Annotated in this window: 17 protein-coding genes; 7 read left to right on the top strand and 10 right to left on the bottom strand. The window is 43.5% G+C overall.

The genetic code is table 11. The features are described from left to right. Window positions 1-29: 29 nt before the first annotated feature. Complete coding sequence (locus ACMA1I_RS20295; RefSeq protein ID WP_337070306.1) at window positions 30-1049, bottom strand: acyltransferase; 1020 nt, start codon at window positions 1047-1049, stop codon at window positions 30-32. Between the two features lie 375 nt (window positions 1050-1424). Between ACMA1I_RS20295 and ACMA1I_RS20290 the strand changes: the two genes are divergently transcribed. The 5 genes from ACMA1I_RS20290 to ACMA1I_RS20270 all read left to right on the top strand — a co-directional run bounded on the left by ACMA1I_RS20290 (window position 1425) and on the right by ACMA1I_RS20270 (window position 7328). Beyond that, on the top strand, window positions 1425-3044 hold the full coding sequence (locus tag ACMA1I_RS20290; protein ID WP_337070305.1) for a CTP synthase: 1620 nt from the start codon (window positions 1425-1427) through the stop codon (window positions 3042-3044). Between the two features lie 32 nt (window positions 3045-3076). Beyond that, window positions 3077-4912: a membrane protein insertase YidC gene (gene yidC, locus ACMA1I_RS20285; RefSeq protein WP_337070304.1), complete on the top strand. Its 1836-nt coding sequence runs from the start codon at window positions 3077-3079 to the stop codon at window positions 4910-4912. Between the two features lie 214 nt (window positions 4913-5126). Next, on the top strand, window positions 5127-5711 hold the full coding sequence (locus tag ACMA1I_RS20280) for a hypothetical protein (RefSeq protein ID WP_337070303.1): 585 nt from the start codon (window positions 5127-5129) through the stop codon (window positions 5709-5711). Window positions 5712-5783: 72 nt separating this feature from the next. After that, window positions 5784-6413 carry a hypothetical protein gene (locus ACMA1I_RS20275; RefSeq protein ID WP_337070302.1) on the top strand — a complete coding sequence of 210 codons (630 nt, stop codon included), beginning with the start codon at window positions 5784-5786 and terminating at the stop codon, window positions 6411-6413. A 108-nt stretch (window positions 6414-6521) separates the two neighbouring features. Further along, on the top strand, window positions 6522-7328 hold the full coding sequence (locus tag ACMA1I_RS20270) for an SDR family oxidoreductase (RefSeq protein WP_337070301.1): 807 nt from the start codon (window positions 6522-6524) through the stop codon (window positions 7326-7328). Between the two features lie 120 nt (window positions 7329-7448). On the opposite strand, the gene ACMA1I_RS20265 is transcribed toward ACMA1I_RS20270, so the two are convergent. The 4 genes from ACMA1I_RS20265 to ACMA1I_RS20250 all read right to left on the bottom strand — a co-directional run bounded on the left by ACMA1I_RS20265 (window position 7449) and on the right by ACMA1I_RS20250 (window position 10871). Next, window positions 7449-8198: a DUF4184 family protein gene (locus ACMA1I_RS20265; RefSeq protein ID WP_337070300.1), complete on the bottom strand. Its 750-nt coding sequence runs from the start codon at window positions 8196-8198 to the stop codon at window positions 7449-7451. Between the two features lie 96 nt (window positions 8199-8294). Then, window positions 8295-8741 carry a nucleoside deaminase gene (locus ACMA1I_RS20260; protein WP_337070299.1) on the bottom strand — a complete coding sequence of 149 codons (447 nt, stop codon included), beginning with the start codon at window positions 8739-8741 and terminating at the stop codon, window positions 8295-8297. 169 nt (window positions 8742-8910) lie between these two features. Beyond that, window positions 8911-9348, bottom strand: a complete 438-nt coding sequence (locus tag ACMA1I_RS20255) for an acyl-CoA thioesterase (protein WP_337070298.1) — start codon at window positions 9346-9348, stop codon at window positions 8911-8913. 434 nt (window positions 9349-9782) lie between these two features. Next, window positions 9783-10871, bottom strand: coding sequence for a PmoA family protein (locus tag ACMA1I_RS20250; protein WP_337070297.1), 1089 nt, complete (start codon window positions 10869-10871; stop codon window positions 9783-9785). A gap of 275 nt (window positions 10872-11146) precedes the next feature. Between ACMA1I_RS20250 and ACMA1I_RS20245 the strand changes: the two genes are divergently transcribed. Together ACMA1I_RS20245 and ACMA1I_RS20240 are read left to right on the top strand one after the other, a co-directional pair. Next, window positions 11147-11338, top strand: a complete 192-nt coding sequence (locus ACMA1I_RS20245) for a cold-shock protein (RefSeq protein WP_147922806.1) — start codon at window positions 11147-11149, stop codon at window positions 11336-11338. Window positions 11339-11757: 419 nt separating this feature from the next. After that, on the top strand, window positions 11758-12255 hold the full coding sequence (locus ACMA1I_RS20240; RefSeq protein ID WP_337070296.1) for a ferritin-like domain-containing protein: 498 nt from the start codon (window positions 11758-11760) through the stop codon (window positions 12253-12255). Between the two features lie 203 nt (window positions 12256-12458). Here the strand turns inward: ACMA1I_RS20240 and ACMA1I_RS20235 are convergent, their stop codons facing one another. From ACMA1I_RS20235 to ACMA1I_RS20215, 5 genes are all read right to left on the bottom strand, one after another. Continuing rightward, window positions 12459-12740 (bottom strand): hypothetical protein, encoded by a 282-nt coding sequence (locus ACMA1I_RS20235; protein ID WP_337070295.1) that lies wholly within the window; start codon window positions 12738-12740, stop codon window positions 12459-12461. Between the two features lie 440 nt (window positions 12741-13180). Further along, the gene (locus ACMA1I_RS20230; RefSeq protein ID WP_337070294.1) at window positions 13181-13675 is read right to left on the bottom strand and encodes a DUF2243 domain-containing protein; all 495 of its coding nucleotides are present in this window, start codon (window positions 13673-13675) and stop codon (window positions 13181-13183) included. Between the two features lie 8 nt (window positions 13676-13683). After that, window positions 13684-13884 (bottom strand): hypothetical protein, encoded by a 201-nt coding sequence (locus ACMA1I_RS20225; protein WP_337070293.1) that lies wholly within the window; start codon window positions 13882-13884, stop codon window positions 13684-13686. 91 nt (window positions 13885-13975) lie between these two features. Beyond that, complete coding sequence (locus ACMA1I_RS20220; RefSeq protein WP_337070292.1) at window positions 13976-14413, bottom strand: hypothetical protein; 438 nt, start codon at window positions 14411-14413, stop codon at window positions 13976-13978. A gap of 296 nt (window positions 14414-14709) precedes the next feature. Then, the gene (locus tag ACMA1I_RS20215) at window positions 14710-15696 is read right to left on the bottom strand and encodes an aldo/keto reductase (protein ID WP_337070291.1); all 987 of its coding nucleotides are present in this window, start codon (window positions 15694-15696) and stop codon (window positions 14710-14712) included. Window positions 15697-16214 lie beyond the last annotated feature (518 nt).

Here is a 16214-nt window from a genome sequence, read left to right as displayed (position 1 = left end):
GATGGCTACTTCAGATCCGGAATATTTAGTTAAAAATACTTGCTATCAATTAAATAAAAGAGATAACCCAGGGGCAAACATACGGCCAGAGCCTGTATAGGCGAATAGTTTTGTGCGGCCAGACCAAAATAAAGGATTTGCACCAGAAATATATGATAAGAGGCTTTGCCAATGGCTGCTGTCAATAAAAGCCCGCGATTGGCAGATACCACAGGAAAAATTCTAAATAACAGCACGACCAGCAGGGCAGCATACCCAAAAGCCAGGACGCACTGTGCCTGCCACTCCTTACGCACCAGCGTGAAATCAGATAACTGGTACTGAATATGGTATAAAAAACAAACGCTGGCCAAGGCGAGTATTAAGAGCAAGAACCAAATCTTTGGCTTTGTAGGTTCAGATACTACCTGCGACAGCGCCAGCCCGAAAGCCACGGCAGAGAAGTATCGGATGAAAGCCGCACTGTACAAATAGTCGTACTCCTTGCTAAAGGTGAGCCCCTCGCACAAAAGCAGGAACCCAACTTCGAGCACCACTAGCAACACAATTGTTACCCCAGGCTTGCGTTTATAAAAGTACCCGATAAGAGGAAGTAAAAGCAAAGACTGCCAGACCAGCGTTACAAAGTAATTTCCTGGTCCGGTTACCGGAAACATACCTAACAAATTTAACCATTTATAAGTAACAGGATTTTTTCCTGTGATGCTGTGCCAGATAAAGCCAACTCCTATAGAAACCAGGTACATAAGCAGGACAGGCATCAGCAAGCGTTTTATTCTTTTCCGGAATCCTTTGGAGAGATAAAGTTGTAAAAGTGGTGTTTGCGTGCCAGCTGGTGATAACCCAAGGTTCAGGCCCATCAAAATCATGAATAGCGGTACCGCCTGCCAAATATGAAAGATAGCAAACGTTTGCAGCAGCGCCTCATACTCCAGAGCGTGTAGCAAAATTACCGAAACCGTAGCAAGCCCTTTTATCACATCGATCTGCTGATACCGCATTCTTTTGTGTGAGACAAGGGGAGCTTCCAACGGACTGGCAGACGACATAAGTATAGATGGTGTGATGAAGTGTTAGCAGATATCGTTTTTTCTTGATACTGTTCAGCGCTAAAATTAGTTGAAATTGATTAGAAATGCCCTCTCCCTGTTTTTTGTAATAGAGGCTCCGGAAGATGAATTTCATTAGTAGAATGGAGGAGGCAATCCAGGCATTATTACTGAAAGATGAAACTGCCGTGAACATGCACTATCTGGCGGAACAGCCTGCAACAGCTTTAGGCGCCCATCACGGCTGAAAAACGTGAAATTTAAGCTTGAATCTTAATTTTAATATACCTATGCAAAATGGGAACTCTGAAAGATGGTGGCAGAATAATAAAATAATTATAGTACCTTTGCAGTCCATAAGACTTACCCTAACTTATGGCTTCTACAACAAAGTATGTTTTCGTTACTGGCGGTGTTACTTCCTCTCTTGGTAAAGGTATCATCTCCGCCTCTCTTGCCAAATTATTACAGGCAAGAGGCTACTCTGTAACTATTCAAAAATTCGACCCTTACATCAATATCGATCCAGGCACCATGAACCCTTATGAACATGGGGAGTGCTACGTGACCGAAGACGGTGCTGAGACAGACCTCGACCTGGGGCATTATGAGCGCTTCCTTAATGTGCCTACCTCCCAATCGAATAACGTGACCACCGGCCGTATTTACAACCATGTGATTACGCAGGAGCGCCAAGGTGCCTTTCTGGGTAAGACGGTACAGGTAGTTCCGCATATCACAGATGAGATTAAGCGCCGTATGTTGCTGTTGGGGCAATCTGGCGAGTACGATATCGTGATTACAGAAATTGGAGGTTGTATCGGCGACATTGAATCGTTGCCGTTTGTAGAGGCTGTGCGGCAGTTGCGTTGGGAACTTGGCGCCAACGATTCGGTAGTGATTCACCTGACGCTGGTACCTTACCTGAAAGCCGCAGGCGAACTGAAAACCAAGCCAACCCAGCACTCTGTAAAAGCGCTATCTGAGGCAGGTGTGCAGCCCGATATTTTGGTTTGTCGCTCTGAACACCCTATACCGGCAGAAATGCGCAAAAAAATAGCTCTATTTTGCAACGTAAAAACAAATTCTGTTATTGAATCGCTGGATGCAGAGTCTATTTACGATGTGCCCCTGCTGATGCGCAAAGAGAAGCTCGACGAAAGGGTAATCAATAAACTGAAGCTTAGCAAGAATGCTGATCCGGAACTAGACAGCTGGAAAGAGTTCTTAGGAAGGCTTAAAAATCCGACTGCAGAAGTAAACCTGGCTCTGGTAGGTAAATATGTTGAGCTGCCTGATGCCTACAAATCAATAATTGAAGCCTTTATACACGCTGGCGCACAGAATGAGTGCAAGGTACATGTAAAATGGATTCAATCAGAGCATATAAACGACGAGAATGTGGGCACCATGCTGCAAGGCATGGATGGAGTATTGGTAGCTCCTGGCTTTGGAGAACGTGGTTTCCATGGCAAACTGGAAACTATCCGGTTTGTGCGCGAAAATAATATTCCTTTCCTGGGCATTTGCCTGGGTATGCAATGTGCCGCAGTAGAGTTTGCCCGCAATGTGCTGGGCTTGGCTGGAGCCGCTTCTACTGAAATGGATGCGAACACGCCACACCCTATTATCGACATGATGGCCGGACAAAAGGAAATTACCCAAAAGGGCGGCACCATGCGCCTTGGTGCCTATACTTGTGAACTAAAAAAGGGTTCAAAGGCTTATTCAATATATGGGAAGTCAAAAATTTCGGAGCGCCACCGCCATCGTTACGAGTTCAATAACAACTACTTAACTCAGTTTCAGGAAGCCGGTATGCTTGCTTCTGGTAAAAATCCGGAAACCGGACTGGTAGAGATTTTTGAGTTACAGAATCATCCGTGGTTTGTGGCGGCCCAATTCCACCCGGAACTGAAGAGCACGGTACTTAGCCCGCACCCGCTCTTTGTTAAGTTTATAAAGGCTGCTATGAACTATTCCAAAACCAACTAAGCAAATTAACCTCACAATTCAATACACATTAAATGGATAGAAATCAAGCTATTGGCTTTGCCCTGATTGCCGTATTGCTGCTGGCTTACTCCTTCTTTTTCTCCGGACAGAAGGACGAAGCCGTTACACAGCAGCAGACAACAGAGCAAGTTGCCAATGTAGAAACACAAGGTACTGCACCAGCAGTTGTAGAAGACGACTCTTTGGCGCAGGTAAGAAGAGCTTCGGCTTTGGGAGCATTTGGTGCCGCTGCAAATGGCGAAGAAACCACCTCCACCCTCGAGAACCAGTACGTGCGCATTACCTTTAACACCAAAGGTGGACAGGTAAACGAAGTTGTTCTAAAGGACTACAAAACGTACAATGGCGAGCCGCTCATTCTCTTCGATAAGGAAAGCAGCCAGACAGATGTGCAGTTCGCAACGAACGATGGCAAAACCATAAAACTATCCGACCTGTTTTTTGCACCATCTCAAATTACAAGTGGCAGCTTAAATGAGGTACCTACGCAAACTATTACCTTTCGGGCACAGCTGGGCGAAGGGCAATACATTGACCAGGTGTACACGCTGTTCGACAACAGTTTTCAGCTTGGCTACAAGCTAGATTTTAAAGGCCTGAATAACCTGGTAAGCGGCAACACCATGACCTTTACCTGGAGCGACCGACTCAAGCAGTTGGAGCGTGACCTGAAACAGAACAGAGCCAAATCTACCATTAATTTTTATACCATAGATGGCGGGTTCGACTATGTTTCTATAGGAGAAGGCACTGAAACAGAAGCAGCAGACGAGCCTGTAAAATGGGTGGCGAACAAGCAAAACTTTTTTACCGCAGGCATTATTGCAAGCAACAGCTTTGCAGGTGCCCGTATGGAATCCAATACGAACCCCAACGATACCTTAGTAGTTAAAACGCTTACTTCGCAATTGCTGATTCCTACCCAGGATGTGCTTAATGGCAAAGGAGACTTTACCTTCTACTTCGGCCCTAACGATTACAAAATTCTGAAGCACATGGCCGATGATTTTGACAAAAACCTGGATTTAGGCTGGGGCATTTTCTCTTATGTAAACAAATGGCTTATAATTCCGGCCTTTGACTTCCTGGAGAACTATATCGCCAGCTACGGTATCATTATCATGCTGCTGGTGCTTTACATTAAAACGATCCTGTTCCCGCTTACCTATAAGTCTTACCTCTCCATGGCAAAGATGAAGGTTTTGAAGCCGGAAATAGATGCCATTAAGGAGCGCAACGATGGCGATATGCAGAAGACGCAGATGGAGACCATGAAGCTCTACCAGGAAATGGGTGTTAACCCGATGAGCGGTTGTGTGCCTATGCTCTTGCAGATCCCGATTCTGTTTGCCATGTTCAACTTCTTCCCGAATTCAATTGAACTCAGACAGGAGCCATTTTTATGGGCTAACGACCTTTCTACGTACGATGTGTTTGCCATGCTTCCGTTTACCATTCCTTTCTATGGCAACCACGTAAGTATGTTCACGCTCCTGATGACGGCCTCTACTATTTTGTATACTTGGTCTAACAACCAGATGAACACTATGCAGGGCCCGATGAAGTTTTACAGCTATTTAATGCCGGTTATCTTTATGTTTGTATTGAACTCTTTCCCGGCAGGTCTTAGCTTCTATTACTTCGTCTCAAACATCGTAACCTTTGGTCAGCAGGCGGTAATTCGCCAGTTTGTAGACGAAAAGAAAGTTAGAGCCAAACTGGAAGTAAACAAAGAGAAGAACAAAGACAAAAAAGGCGGTACTTCTTTTGCCCAGCGTATGCAGGAAGCCATGCGGGTGGCAGCTGAAAAAGAAGCTGAAAAACGCAACAAGAAAACCAAGAAATAGACCAACAAGGTCATTCGTTAAAAAGCCTCTCCTGCAACAGGAGAGGCTTTTCTTGTTTCCCAGGTCCTCCTTTCCCACATGTTTGGCTGGTGCTCATAGCAGACACCCTTCCCAAAATGGACCATTCCTGACAATATTTGCCTATGCTTCCATTTTCTGCCGCCTGGCACAAAGATGACAGGTGCTACGTATGCTGTAGATATAACTTGGACTAATGAACACAAAATTATTACACCTATTGCAGGTACCGCTGTTTTTCAATACGCTTATGAGTTGCCAGCCTCAGCAAAAAGAGGAAAAGTCGTTGGCATCTACACATCCGGCCTTAGAGGAGCAACTACAGCATGACTCTATCAAAACACCTGTTACCTCGAATGAGAATCCGGACTTATACCAGCGTTACCGACTCTCTATGGAAGAAGCAACTGCAAAAAATAATTACAGCATTTCGGATATATACCGGGGTAAACTTGCTGCACCTGACCTCAGCAGTCAAACCGACGCCCAACAAGTAAAAGAAGGACTGAAAGCCGGTGTGAACTTTGCCGGTAAGTACACAATAGTAACAGTGGCATGTGGCGAGGCGTGCCAGCACCATATTGTTATAGATCGTGAAAGCGGAAAGGTTCTGGAGAAACTGCAGAGTCGCCTTGGTGCCAGCTACAGTGCCAATAGCAGGCTTTTGGTGCTCAACCCGCCCGATTCAACTATTAATTACCAGGATTGCCGCTACTGCTCTCCAGAGGCCTACGTGCTGAAAGAGGATAAGCTCACAAAGTTAGCTTCTATCCCAGACTAACATCTGCCAGGCAGAGCCGTAAAGTAATTTCATCTTATTTACATTTAAATAGCTGTGTTACAGCCTACAAATATGGGACTTAAGGATCTAATTAATAAAGCCAAAAAAGAAGTGAAGGTGCTTCAGGGCGAAGAATCAAAAGATAAACTATTCTCTAATGAAAACGAATTTCCGGACACAGCAACTGCCAAAGAGGCTTTTGAAAGAGCCAAGAAAAAGCTTTTTGATGTAAATCTGTGGTCAGATCTGGAAGGCATCAATTCTACGTTCGAGCTGTATGACGACCACGGCCGACGGACTACAGAACCGATGCCAAAGGTAGGCTATTATGTCAGGATCATTCTTCCTGGCACAGACATAGAGAATTGGGTAAATATATCGGATGTGCAGGTGCAGGAGAACATGGCCCAATTTACAGTACATCCTTCTGAAAAACCTGCCCCTCTTACAACTGAAGATGAGGTGGTACAGCATTTTTTTACGAAAGAAGCCAGCAGCATCTTCAGGGTAGTACGCGAGGGAAATGTGCTTAAGGGTTTCGAAATCGGCAAAAACGAAATCATCAATAACCAGGGTGAGGAAGCGGGCGACCGTAAAATGCTCAATACTATGATTGCTGAGGGCGGTTGGGCTGGCTTTCAGGATCTGCAATGGGAAAAGCTAACCCGTTATCTGGTGCATTTGGAGGAAGCGGACCATTAACCACAAAGGCCTCTTTTTACCTATGGAAGACCTTTTTTATGAAAATAATTAGTTCGTAACCAAACAAATCCAACTTCTACAGCTTATACAAGCAACAACCATAAAACTATGATATCAAAAAGTAAACGACTGGAGGGGCAGGTGGCCCTGGTAACCGGATCTAGCTCAGGTATAGGGCAAGGCATAGCCGTTGCTCTGGCAAAAGACGGTGCCAATGTAGTAATTAACTTTCATTCTGATGAAGAAGGGGCAGCAGATACGCTGAAGGAGATAGAGAAAACCGGTGGTAAAGCCATTGTAGTAAAGGCAGATGTTTCGAAGGAGAAGGATGTGGAGATGCTTTTCGAGCAGGCTAAAAAGGAATTCGGCAGACTGGATATATTGGTCAACAATGCCGGCGTGCAAGCCGATGCGAGCCTTCTTGAAATGACTATGGACCAGTGGGAGAAAGTGATTGGTATAAACTTAACCGGTCCGTTCTTATGTGCCCGTGCCGCCGCAAAAGAGTTTGTGGCGCAAGGCGTGCAGGAAAATACATCAAGGGCAGCAGGTAAAATTATTTTTATCAGCTCTGTTCATGACATTATTCCTTGGGGCGGCCGTGTAAACTACACCACCTCAAAAGGGGGCGTTATGATGATGATGAAGACACTGGCACAGGAGCTGGCCTCCCATAAAATCAGGGTAAATAGTATTTCGCCAGGTGCTATCAAAACCGATATAAACAAGCAGGACTGGAGCACGGAAGAAGGCAAAAAGCAAATGCTTTCGCAGATTCCGTATGGCCGCATTGGTGAGCCTGAAGACATCGCGAAAGTAGCTGCCTGGCTTGCTTCCGATGAGGCTGATTATGTAACGGGTGCTACCATTTATGTAGACGGTGGCATGGTGTTGTACCCTTCGTTTAGTGAATAAAGCTTCATTTTCTTAATTTCAAAAAAGGCTCCGGAAGGCAAATTTCATTTGAATAATTTGCCTTCCGGAGCCTTTTTATAAAATTAACGATAAGGCTACCTTACGCAACCATAGCTACAATTAAGTAGTTGGTGCTTTGAGTTTTTCTTTAGCGGCCATTAAAACAGGTGCAAGCACTAAGGCTATAGAGCCAGCCGCAATCAAAATGACTAACACATTTGAGACGTAATTTGTAACAATTTCCTGTTGCATTCCTGCCCAAAAAATAATGCCTGTTATACCACTTATCAAGAGCCAATACTGCACAGGATTTTGAGCCTTTAGCTGTTCCTTTTGTAGAGGAAGTAGCATAACAGCCGCCATAACAGCAATTCCTCCGAGAACTGAAAAACCAAGCTGCAGCACGTAATATAGGGGCAAACTCCACCTACCCAGCTCTATGTGGGTAAGCAGGTAGGGCAGCTGTTTCACAAAGTACCCATTTTTGTGCGTAAAGCCATCCCACAAAATGTGCAGGGCAACTCCAAGCAGTATCGATACCACTACCACCACTACATGATTCCTGAAATAGGCGGTCCAGTTAAATTGCTGAAAACAGGAAAGTCTTAGCCGCATAAAATCGGGCAGGTTGGCTAATAAAGACGGCCGTACTAGCAGATGATAGGTAAAGCAAAGCAACAAGGCTAGTGGCAGGTTAAACCAGAAAACTCCTGCCAAGGTATGGCTATAAGATGTTTCTGCCTTCATTTTCAGAAACATTTCAAAATCTGGCACAATGCTGCCCACAATCAGCCCCGTCATGGACCGACGGTTTGGGCTTAGCGCATGCAGCGGAAGAATAATAGCTGGGTGAGAAAAAGTAAAAGGCATGAGGCCGTACGCCAGATTTTATGCTGTAAGATTCTAAAAGATGCTTTCACTTCGGAAGCAAAAGATGGGTGACTCCGGGTTTAAAGTAGATTGTTCTTAAACCCCAATATCCTCGTTCCAAAGGTCAGGTTTCTCTTTAATGAACTGTTGCATGAGTTCATAGCAGGCAGGATCGTCCACTACCTCCACCTCCAGCCCTCTGGAGCGGAGCAAATCTTCTTCTCCTTTAAACGTTTTGTTTTCGCCGATTACTACTTTCGGAATACCATACAGAAGCATGGTGCCGGAGCACATGGAGCAAGGAGAAAGCGTGGTGTAGATGGTGCATTCTTTGTACACAGTAGCCGGTAGCCTGCCTGCGTTTTCGAGGGCGTCCATTTCACCATGCAAAATAGCACTTCCCTGCTGCACCCGCTTGTTATGCCCGCGGCCAATTATTTTCCCTTTGTGCACCAAAACAGAACCAATAGGGATACCACCTTCCTGATATCCGAGCTTCGCCTCTTCCAGGGCTGCTAGCAAAAATTCATCTCTCTCTTCCATATTATTCTGTAGTACCATTTATTGTTGCTGCTTTACAACAATTATTCTAATGAAAACGGCATTCCGTGGCCAAAAACAAACTATGAGTGCTCAGGGTAAGTTCAGCCTGGTAGCAGACACTGCTACTGTCGCTGCAAAAACTTTTACCAATCTATTGCCGCGACAGTAGCTATACCTTTTCGAAATCGAAATCGATGCTTTTGGGGAGCTCCGCAAATTTTAAGATAAGGTCATCTGGTAGCACCGTGAGTTTTCTTTTCTCTACATCGAACCAGGCACCGTCTACGTTTACAACAGCCGCTTTAACGCCATCGCCTCTGTAAATAATATGCCTGATTGACCAGCGGGAACCATCGTTGCGACTTTTGGTAAGCTCCAGCGTAACCCGTATTTTCTCGTTTAGTCCTACCTCCCGCAGGTAAATAAGTTCTTCTCTAAAAAGTACCGGCCCTACCCGTAGATCCTGAAATGTTTTATAGTCTAAACCCAGGCTGTCTAAAACGGCAATACGGGCTTGTGCTGCAAAATCTGCATAGGCTGAGTGGCGCATATGTAAGTTCGGATCAAGGTGCGACCACATCACCTGTGCTTCGTAGGAGTTATTCATAAAAGATTTTATAAGGTAATTAACTTAGCTTATTGCTCCTCCCTTTCTAATTAAATCCAACACCTCGTAGCAGTATTTCATTCTGGATGTTAAACAAAGAGTTCATGAACCTCTGGTTCCTACTCTGGGCGTTAACTGTAGGTAAATTTAAAAATATGCTGCTTAAAGTAAAGCAATAAAAGTTAAGTTTAAGGATTAAAAACTTTATTTTTAAAAATTAACTTTGGTGTGCACTTCCAGAATGTTAATTGCTCCTAAAAAACGTGCAGACTGGCACCTAAGTTTAGGTAAAAGAACTAAAAGTAAGGCGAACGTTTTGGTCCAGGAATTAAACTATAGCTACTTTACCAGAGCCTGTCGCTCTGAAATACAATTTGTTAGGTTATAAAAAGGTGCAGTTTAAGTACTTGAAAAACATAACTCTTGACCTCGTGCTAGTATGCCTTTATGAACTGCTCGTAAGCTTCATTAGCCTGTGCATTACTCTGGTTCTCTCCAGAAACGATATGCAGCCGGTACCTGAACGTAACGGAACTTCCGGCTGCTAACCAAAAGTTTAGTTCTTCTTTGCCATCACTCAGTACCTTCTGCCCTAAGGGGTTTGCACTAAACAACCCATAGCCACGCGCCATCCAATAGGTTGGGAAACCTGTGTTTTTCGGGTGATCCATAATCGTGAGTGATACAGGCTGATCCTGTATTGTTCCTCTTAAAGAAACCCATTCGGCTCTTGTTCCCCATACCTCCTCTCCTTCTATATTTTGGCTGCTGTAGTACTTACCGGTGATGGAAGGATCGGGCACTTTAGAAAGATCAACCTCTTTGCCACTGACATCGGCATATTTAGCTGGGTTTGCCTGCGGATGTTCTAGTTCGCGTGCAACACGAATAGCAAAAAAGCCTTCCTTGTTGTCGGTTAAATAAACAGCCTCTTTTTGCGCGGTAAGGGTGGTAATCCGGTCTATGAAACGAGTATTTCCTTCTGCTCCAAAAATAAAGCGTGTGTCTTCGCGGAGCAGCACCAGGCTGTCAGGGCGCAGCCAGTTTAGACTTACCTGTAGCTCTGCCTGCTTATCGCCGGATTTAATATCCGTTACCTGGTGGTGGCGTATGGTGCCGTAGCGGTGCTTGTTTTCCGGTTTAATGGCATTAGAGTTATTCCAGAAGTCCAATCCGTTTACATCGCCATAATTAAGCCACATGCCTACCTGGTGTGGATGATCTGTACGCTCCCCTGCTCTTGGCTCATAAGGCCAGCCTCTGGTTACAGGACTTCCATTTGCGGCATATACCGGGTAAAGCACTGGTTTAAACAAGTCCTTGGGGAAGCGATAAGAGGTAAAAAGCTTTCCGTCTATCATTACATCTACCCGTTGCTCCCTTGCTATTTCCTGGATTGTTATGCGTTTGTTCTCCTCCGACTGCCGGGTTGGCTGCTGTCGGGTGCAGGCAAACGTAATGCCCAAACTAAGAAAGCTCCAGGAGACGAACCGTTTCATACGTAAGCCGGGTTGCTGTATCATGTTCCGTTTTAGTTAGTGAAGATCTGTTGGTTTAAAGTTAATAATTTAAACATTTTAACCTAACACCTGTAAGGGTGGTGCAAGATAAATGGAGAAGATAAACTAAATATAGAGCAGCAGCATGTATGGTTTACAGGTGAATTAAGAAAAGCAGAAAAATAAAAAGTGCCCTGAGGCTGCGCAATGGCCTATTTTTGAAAATAGTATAGAAAAAATATAAATTAGATGAACAAATTCTTACCTTTATGCGTCTTGAGTATATAACAAATAACAAAATGAACAAAGGAACAGTAAAATTCTTTAATGACTCGAAAGGGTTCGGGTTTATCAAAGAAGAAAATTCAAATCAGGAGTACTTCGTGCATGTATCTGGCCTGGTAAACGAAATCAGAGAAAATGACGAAGTTACTTTCGACTTACAAGAAGGAAGAAAAGGACTAAACGCAGTTAACGTTAAACTGGCTTAGTTTTAACTATAAAGTCATTTCCAGAAAAGCCTTACACCTAACCGTGTAAGGCTTTTACTTTTTTAGGCTGGTTCCAACTACCAGTTAATCTGTGAAGGAATTTAAATTCCTTACTCCCATTTTTTCTCTCCGCCTCAAGTAACTTAAGCCTTTCATAAATTCTTCTAATAAAATTGGCCTTCCAGAGGCGTATTGCTTCTAAACTTTAAAGGTATGGGGTGTATGCTAGGTTTGTAGTTGATTTACAGCTAATTAAGCTTCTGGAGTTTTTATATGTTACGCCGCTTTGCACCTGCTTTAGCGCCTTTACGGCAGCATGGGCCTGGCTGTGGGGAAATTATCCGTTCAACTTATATGAGGTATGCGCGTATAGTCAAACGCAATCTTACCTTTTATAACCTAATAAAAAATTTAAAGCTATGAGTAAATTAAAGAACTTGGACGAGCTGTTGCAACACGAACTGAAAGATTTATATAGCGCTGAAAAGCAGTTATTGGAGGCACTGCCGAAGATGGCTGAAAAAGCGTCGGATCCGAAATTGAAGCAGGCGTTCGAGAGCCATTTAGAAGAAACAAAAGTTCAGAAAGAGCGCATCGAAAAAGTATGCGATCTGCTGGGCATTAGCCCTGGCAGAATGAAATGCAAGGCAATGGAAGGCCTGATTGAAGAAGGCGAAGACATGATTGACGAGAAAGCCACTCCAGAAGTTAAAGATGCTGGATTGATTGCCTCAGCTCAACGAATAGAGCATTATGAGATTTCTGGATATGGTACGGCTGCTCACTTTGCCGAATTCTTAGGCCATACAGAGGCCGCCGAACTGTTGAACCAGACTTTAAAAGAAGAGCAGACTGCAGATACAAAGTTGAACAAACTCGCAAAGAGCTCAATCAATAAGAAAGCAACTCAAGAGTAAGTTGTCTTAAAAAAAAGAAAATCCCGATTGGTACCAACCATCGGGATTTTTTTTTTCGTTGCATTGGTAATGGCAGCCTTATCCTAAATCAAACAGCAAGCAGGACAAAGCAGGATGCTGCCCAATTACCTCAATTGGAAGTAAAATGTGATGTTAAAGAAGCTTAAGCAAAGCGTTTTAAGCAGAGTTAGGTAAAGTAGTAATTAAGATTTGCTAACGATGATATATGTTAAAGCGGAAAGAACAAGATCGTGTTTGGTCCTCATGTTGGACAGCACGTATTCCATTACAAAATAATCAATGAGCTCCTGGTTAAAATCTTCTATTAAAAGCGAATATTTAAATTTGATTATATCAACATAGCATAGCTCATCTTTCTGCATCAGATAATTACAGATGTTATAGTAAAGCTCCTGCGACTGGGTTTCTTCCAGGTCCATTTGCAAAACATCACTAATAGCTTGTTTAGCACTCTTGCTTTCCATTTTGTCGAATCAAAGTTTAAAAAATTGTTAATTTCCTATTAATACGTGAATGGGAGTATCAGTTTACTTAAATCAGGCCTATGTTATGTAAAAACTGGTAAAGTAAGCTTTTTTACAAGTTAGAAGTTGCCGCAGCTGTTGGATTACCGCCTACACACACTCCTGGAGGCACAGTACAGTTTTTACTTAAGTATTAATACGGAAATTGCTGATTTAAGGTGCAGGTGTTGCCAACTACTTACCTTTTATGATGATACCTTGTCCGATAACGTAAAGAATAGGAAAATGCAAATTAACCTTAAGCGAGGAGCCAAGGTTGTGCATGGGCAAATGTTGTTGGAGTAAAAGACGAATGGTGTTGGGTAGTACTTTTCTGCCTCTAGCGAACAAATGGCTGAATCCTATAAAGATTTGCTGTAATCAATCAACCTATTATAGCTTTAGCTTCTATGTCTGCGTCGGCCGTTTTGAATGAGTAGCCAGCCGCCCAGCAACAGCAGCACAGATAGAATTAAAAAGCCATAGTTCCAGGCGGAGGGGTTGGTGCTTATCTCCCGCACATTATGGAGCTTCAGCACATGATGGTCTATGATTCCTTCTGCCACGTTAAATAAGCCCCAGCCAAACAACAAGCTGCCTCCAAAAATTCTGTTAGATAAAACAATTTGCCGGTTGTAAAACTGACGCCACAGTAACAGAATGCCGGCTGCAGTGGTAAGCCAGGTAAAGGCATGAAAAATGCCATCCCAGAACATATTCACTTCTTTGTTAAGCACTGTAGTAGGTGGTATTTTAGCTGTTAGCATTTGGTGCCATTGCAGAATCTGGTGCAGTACAATGCCATCTACAAAACCACCCATTCCTATACCTATGAGCGTGGCAGCTGCAATAAGTGGCCCTGCCTTGGTTTCAGTTGTTGTTTGTCGTAAACTCATACAGCCCCTTATTTTAGTTTATGTATTTTGATTACTAAAGCCCAGACAAACAGGAAAGGCAAAGCCATCCATAAAAGTAATTTCAAGAAGCTTGCATCGAATAGAGCTTTTTGTAATGGGCGGTTACAGGTTGTGCAGGCAAAAACCTCTACTCCTGTTGCCAGTAAGAACAAAAGAATCAAAAATGACATGAGTAGCTGTTTTTTCATAGCATGAGCTTGTCTCAGTATAATAGCCTAAATGAGAGTTTAAAGATTTGGAGGAAGATGCCAGTTAAACTGTTTTTTCAACTGGATCAGCTCAAGTCACCTTATTTTTCTGACGTATAAGGGCCCGATCGAACTTCTCTGTCAGCTCTATTTGCCGGGCTTTGGCTTTTTGGAGAGTGGAGATCTTTTCCAGCAGAATAAATCGCCCAGAGCTGAGGCTAAGGCCAATCCCATAGTTACGGTCCGATTGCTGAAGTATGAGAAGTCCCTTTACTTCATGAAAGAAAAACTCCTCCTGTGCCCTAAAAAGCTTTCCAAGGCCATAACCTATCGCTAATTTGCCTTCCTTCTCCTTTAGCCTTAAGCCAAAATACACATCCGACAGTAGCCATAAAAGTACCCCCAAAATGGTAAAGCAGGCCCACAAGAGATAATCTCTTTCACTAAAAGACCGGGCTGCTGGTAAAATGGACGTTACGCTGAGCCATTTTGCTGCAATGGGATAATTTTTTCTGATTTTCAGGATCATATTCAGAGATTTATTGAAATACTCTCATCCAATAATTCCAGTAGCGCTTAAATCAAAGTATTTTTTTGATAAGCCGCCTAAGGCTGTTGTGAATCCAGATTATACTAAACCAGTAAAACCTGTTTAGCCTGCATCAGGCAATCGGGAGCAGGAAGGTTAAAGCAAATTTGCCTGAGTACTTCTAACACCTCAAAGGGCAGTAGCTGCACTCAGACAAGCTTTTATACTTTAAGTACTGAAACTATCTATTTACAGTTTCAAAAGATATATTTAATAGGCAAACTTACTTTAAGCTGTTACCACAAAGCGTGTACTTGTGGTTTAATGTACTGATCATAAATCTGTTGCACCCCCTGCATTTGTTCCTGACTTAAAGACGGCAGCTGCGCCGCATTTATATTAGAAACCACCTGTTCCGGACGCGAAGCACCCGGAATCACTGTGCTTACCTCAGGAAACATTAGCACCCAACGCAAGGCCCAGGCCGCCAGAGGCTCCTGCCCCGGAAAAAGCTTTTTAAGGGCTTCCACAGCTTCGAGGCCCAAATCGAAATCAACACCCGAGAATGTCTCTCCTTTATCAAATGCTTCACCATTGCGGTTGAAGTGCCGATGATCTTCGGGGCCAAAGCTGGTCGACTTGCTCATCTTTCCGGTTAAAAGTCCACTTGCCAGTGGCACCCTTACAATAAGGCCCAGATTATTTTTTTTAGCTTTACTAAAAAGCTCCTGTGCCGGCTTCAGGCGAAACATGTTGAAAATAACCTGAATGGTGGTAACATTGGCGTACTGCATGGCCTTCCGTGCTTCCTCCACCAGCTCTACGCTTACACCCAAGTGTTGTATTTTCCCCTGCTCCTTTAGCCGGTCAAACGTCTCAAAAATTTCGGGACGGCTATATACCTCTGTTGGCGGGCAGTGCAGCTGGATCAGGTCCAGTGTGTCAAGCTTCATGTTACGCAGGCTTGCCTCTACAAAGGCCGTTAAACTCTCAGGTGTGTAGCCTTGTGCTATGTGCGGCTGAATCTGACGCCCGCATTTTGTGGCGATATAAACCTTCTCGCTCCGGCTTTTTACAACTTTGGCTACAGCTGCCTCGCTGAGGCCGTCGCTATATACATCGGCTGTATCTATAAAATTAACGCCAGCATCTATGGCTTGGTTGATAATGCGTGCTGCATTCTCTTCGCTGAAAGGATCTCCCCAACGACCTCCCACCTGCCAGGTCCCTAAAGCTATTTCCGAAACGTTAAAATTTGTTTTTCCTAGTTTTCTGTATTGCATGCGCTTGTTTAAAATTAATGTCGAAATAAAGAGTGTATGTATTCTGACTTAAAGCAATTATTGTTCAAGCCAATCTAAGGGCTTTTGCACCCAAAGGTTTATCTTAAATACAATGGCTGCAGAAGGTCATTTCTATTTAAATAATTTAACAGCTAAAACGGCAGTGTAACAGAAATTCTGAGGCATGGTGTAGTGATAAGAGCAACAGTTTGCTTTATCCTGCTGTATTTATCTTTTTCTTCAGCCTGTCTATCATACCTGCACCAGATCAATTCTTTTGTTCTGTTTTGAATCAATTATTCTAATAAAATATGCCTTCAGGAGGTCTTAGAGTACCTTTAGGGATCAGGCATTTATACTGCTATCTATGCTTCCGGTACCACTTAATTTATAGGTTGTGGTCTAGAATGTATGATAGTTTCTATAGAAGAAAGTTAGTTTCATTGCATTTTCGTGATTTAGTTGTTTTTTAGAAAAACAGGCTGTTCTGCGTACTGCTCTTCTGTTTCTTGTTCTCA

It is taken from the genome of Pontibacter sp. 13R65, assembly GCF_047525655.1.
Classification (GTDB): domain Bacteria; phylum Bacteroidota; class Bacteroidia; order Cytophagales; family Hymenobacteraceae; genus Pontibacter.
This window is presented reverse-complemented; position numbering and strand designations above follow the sequence as displayed.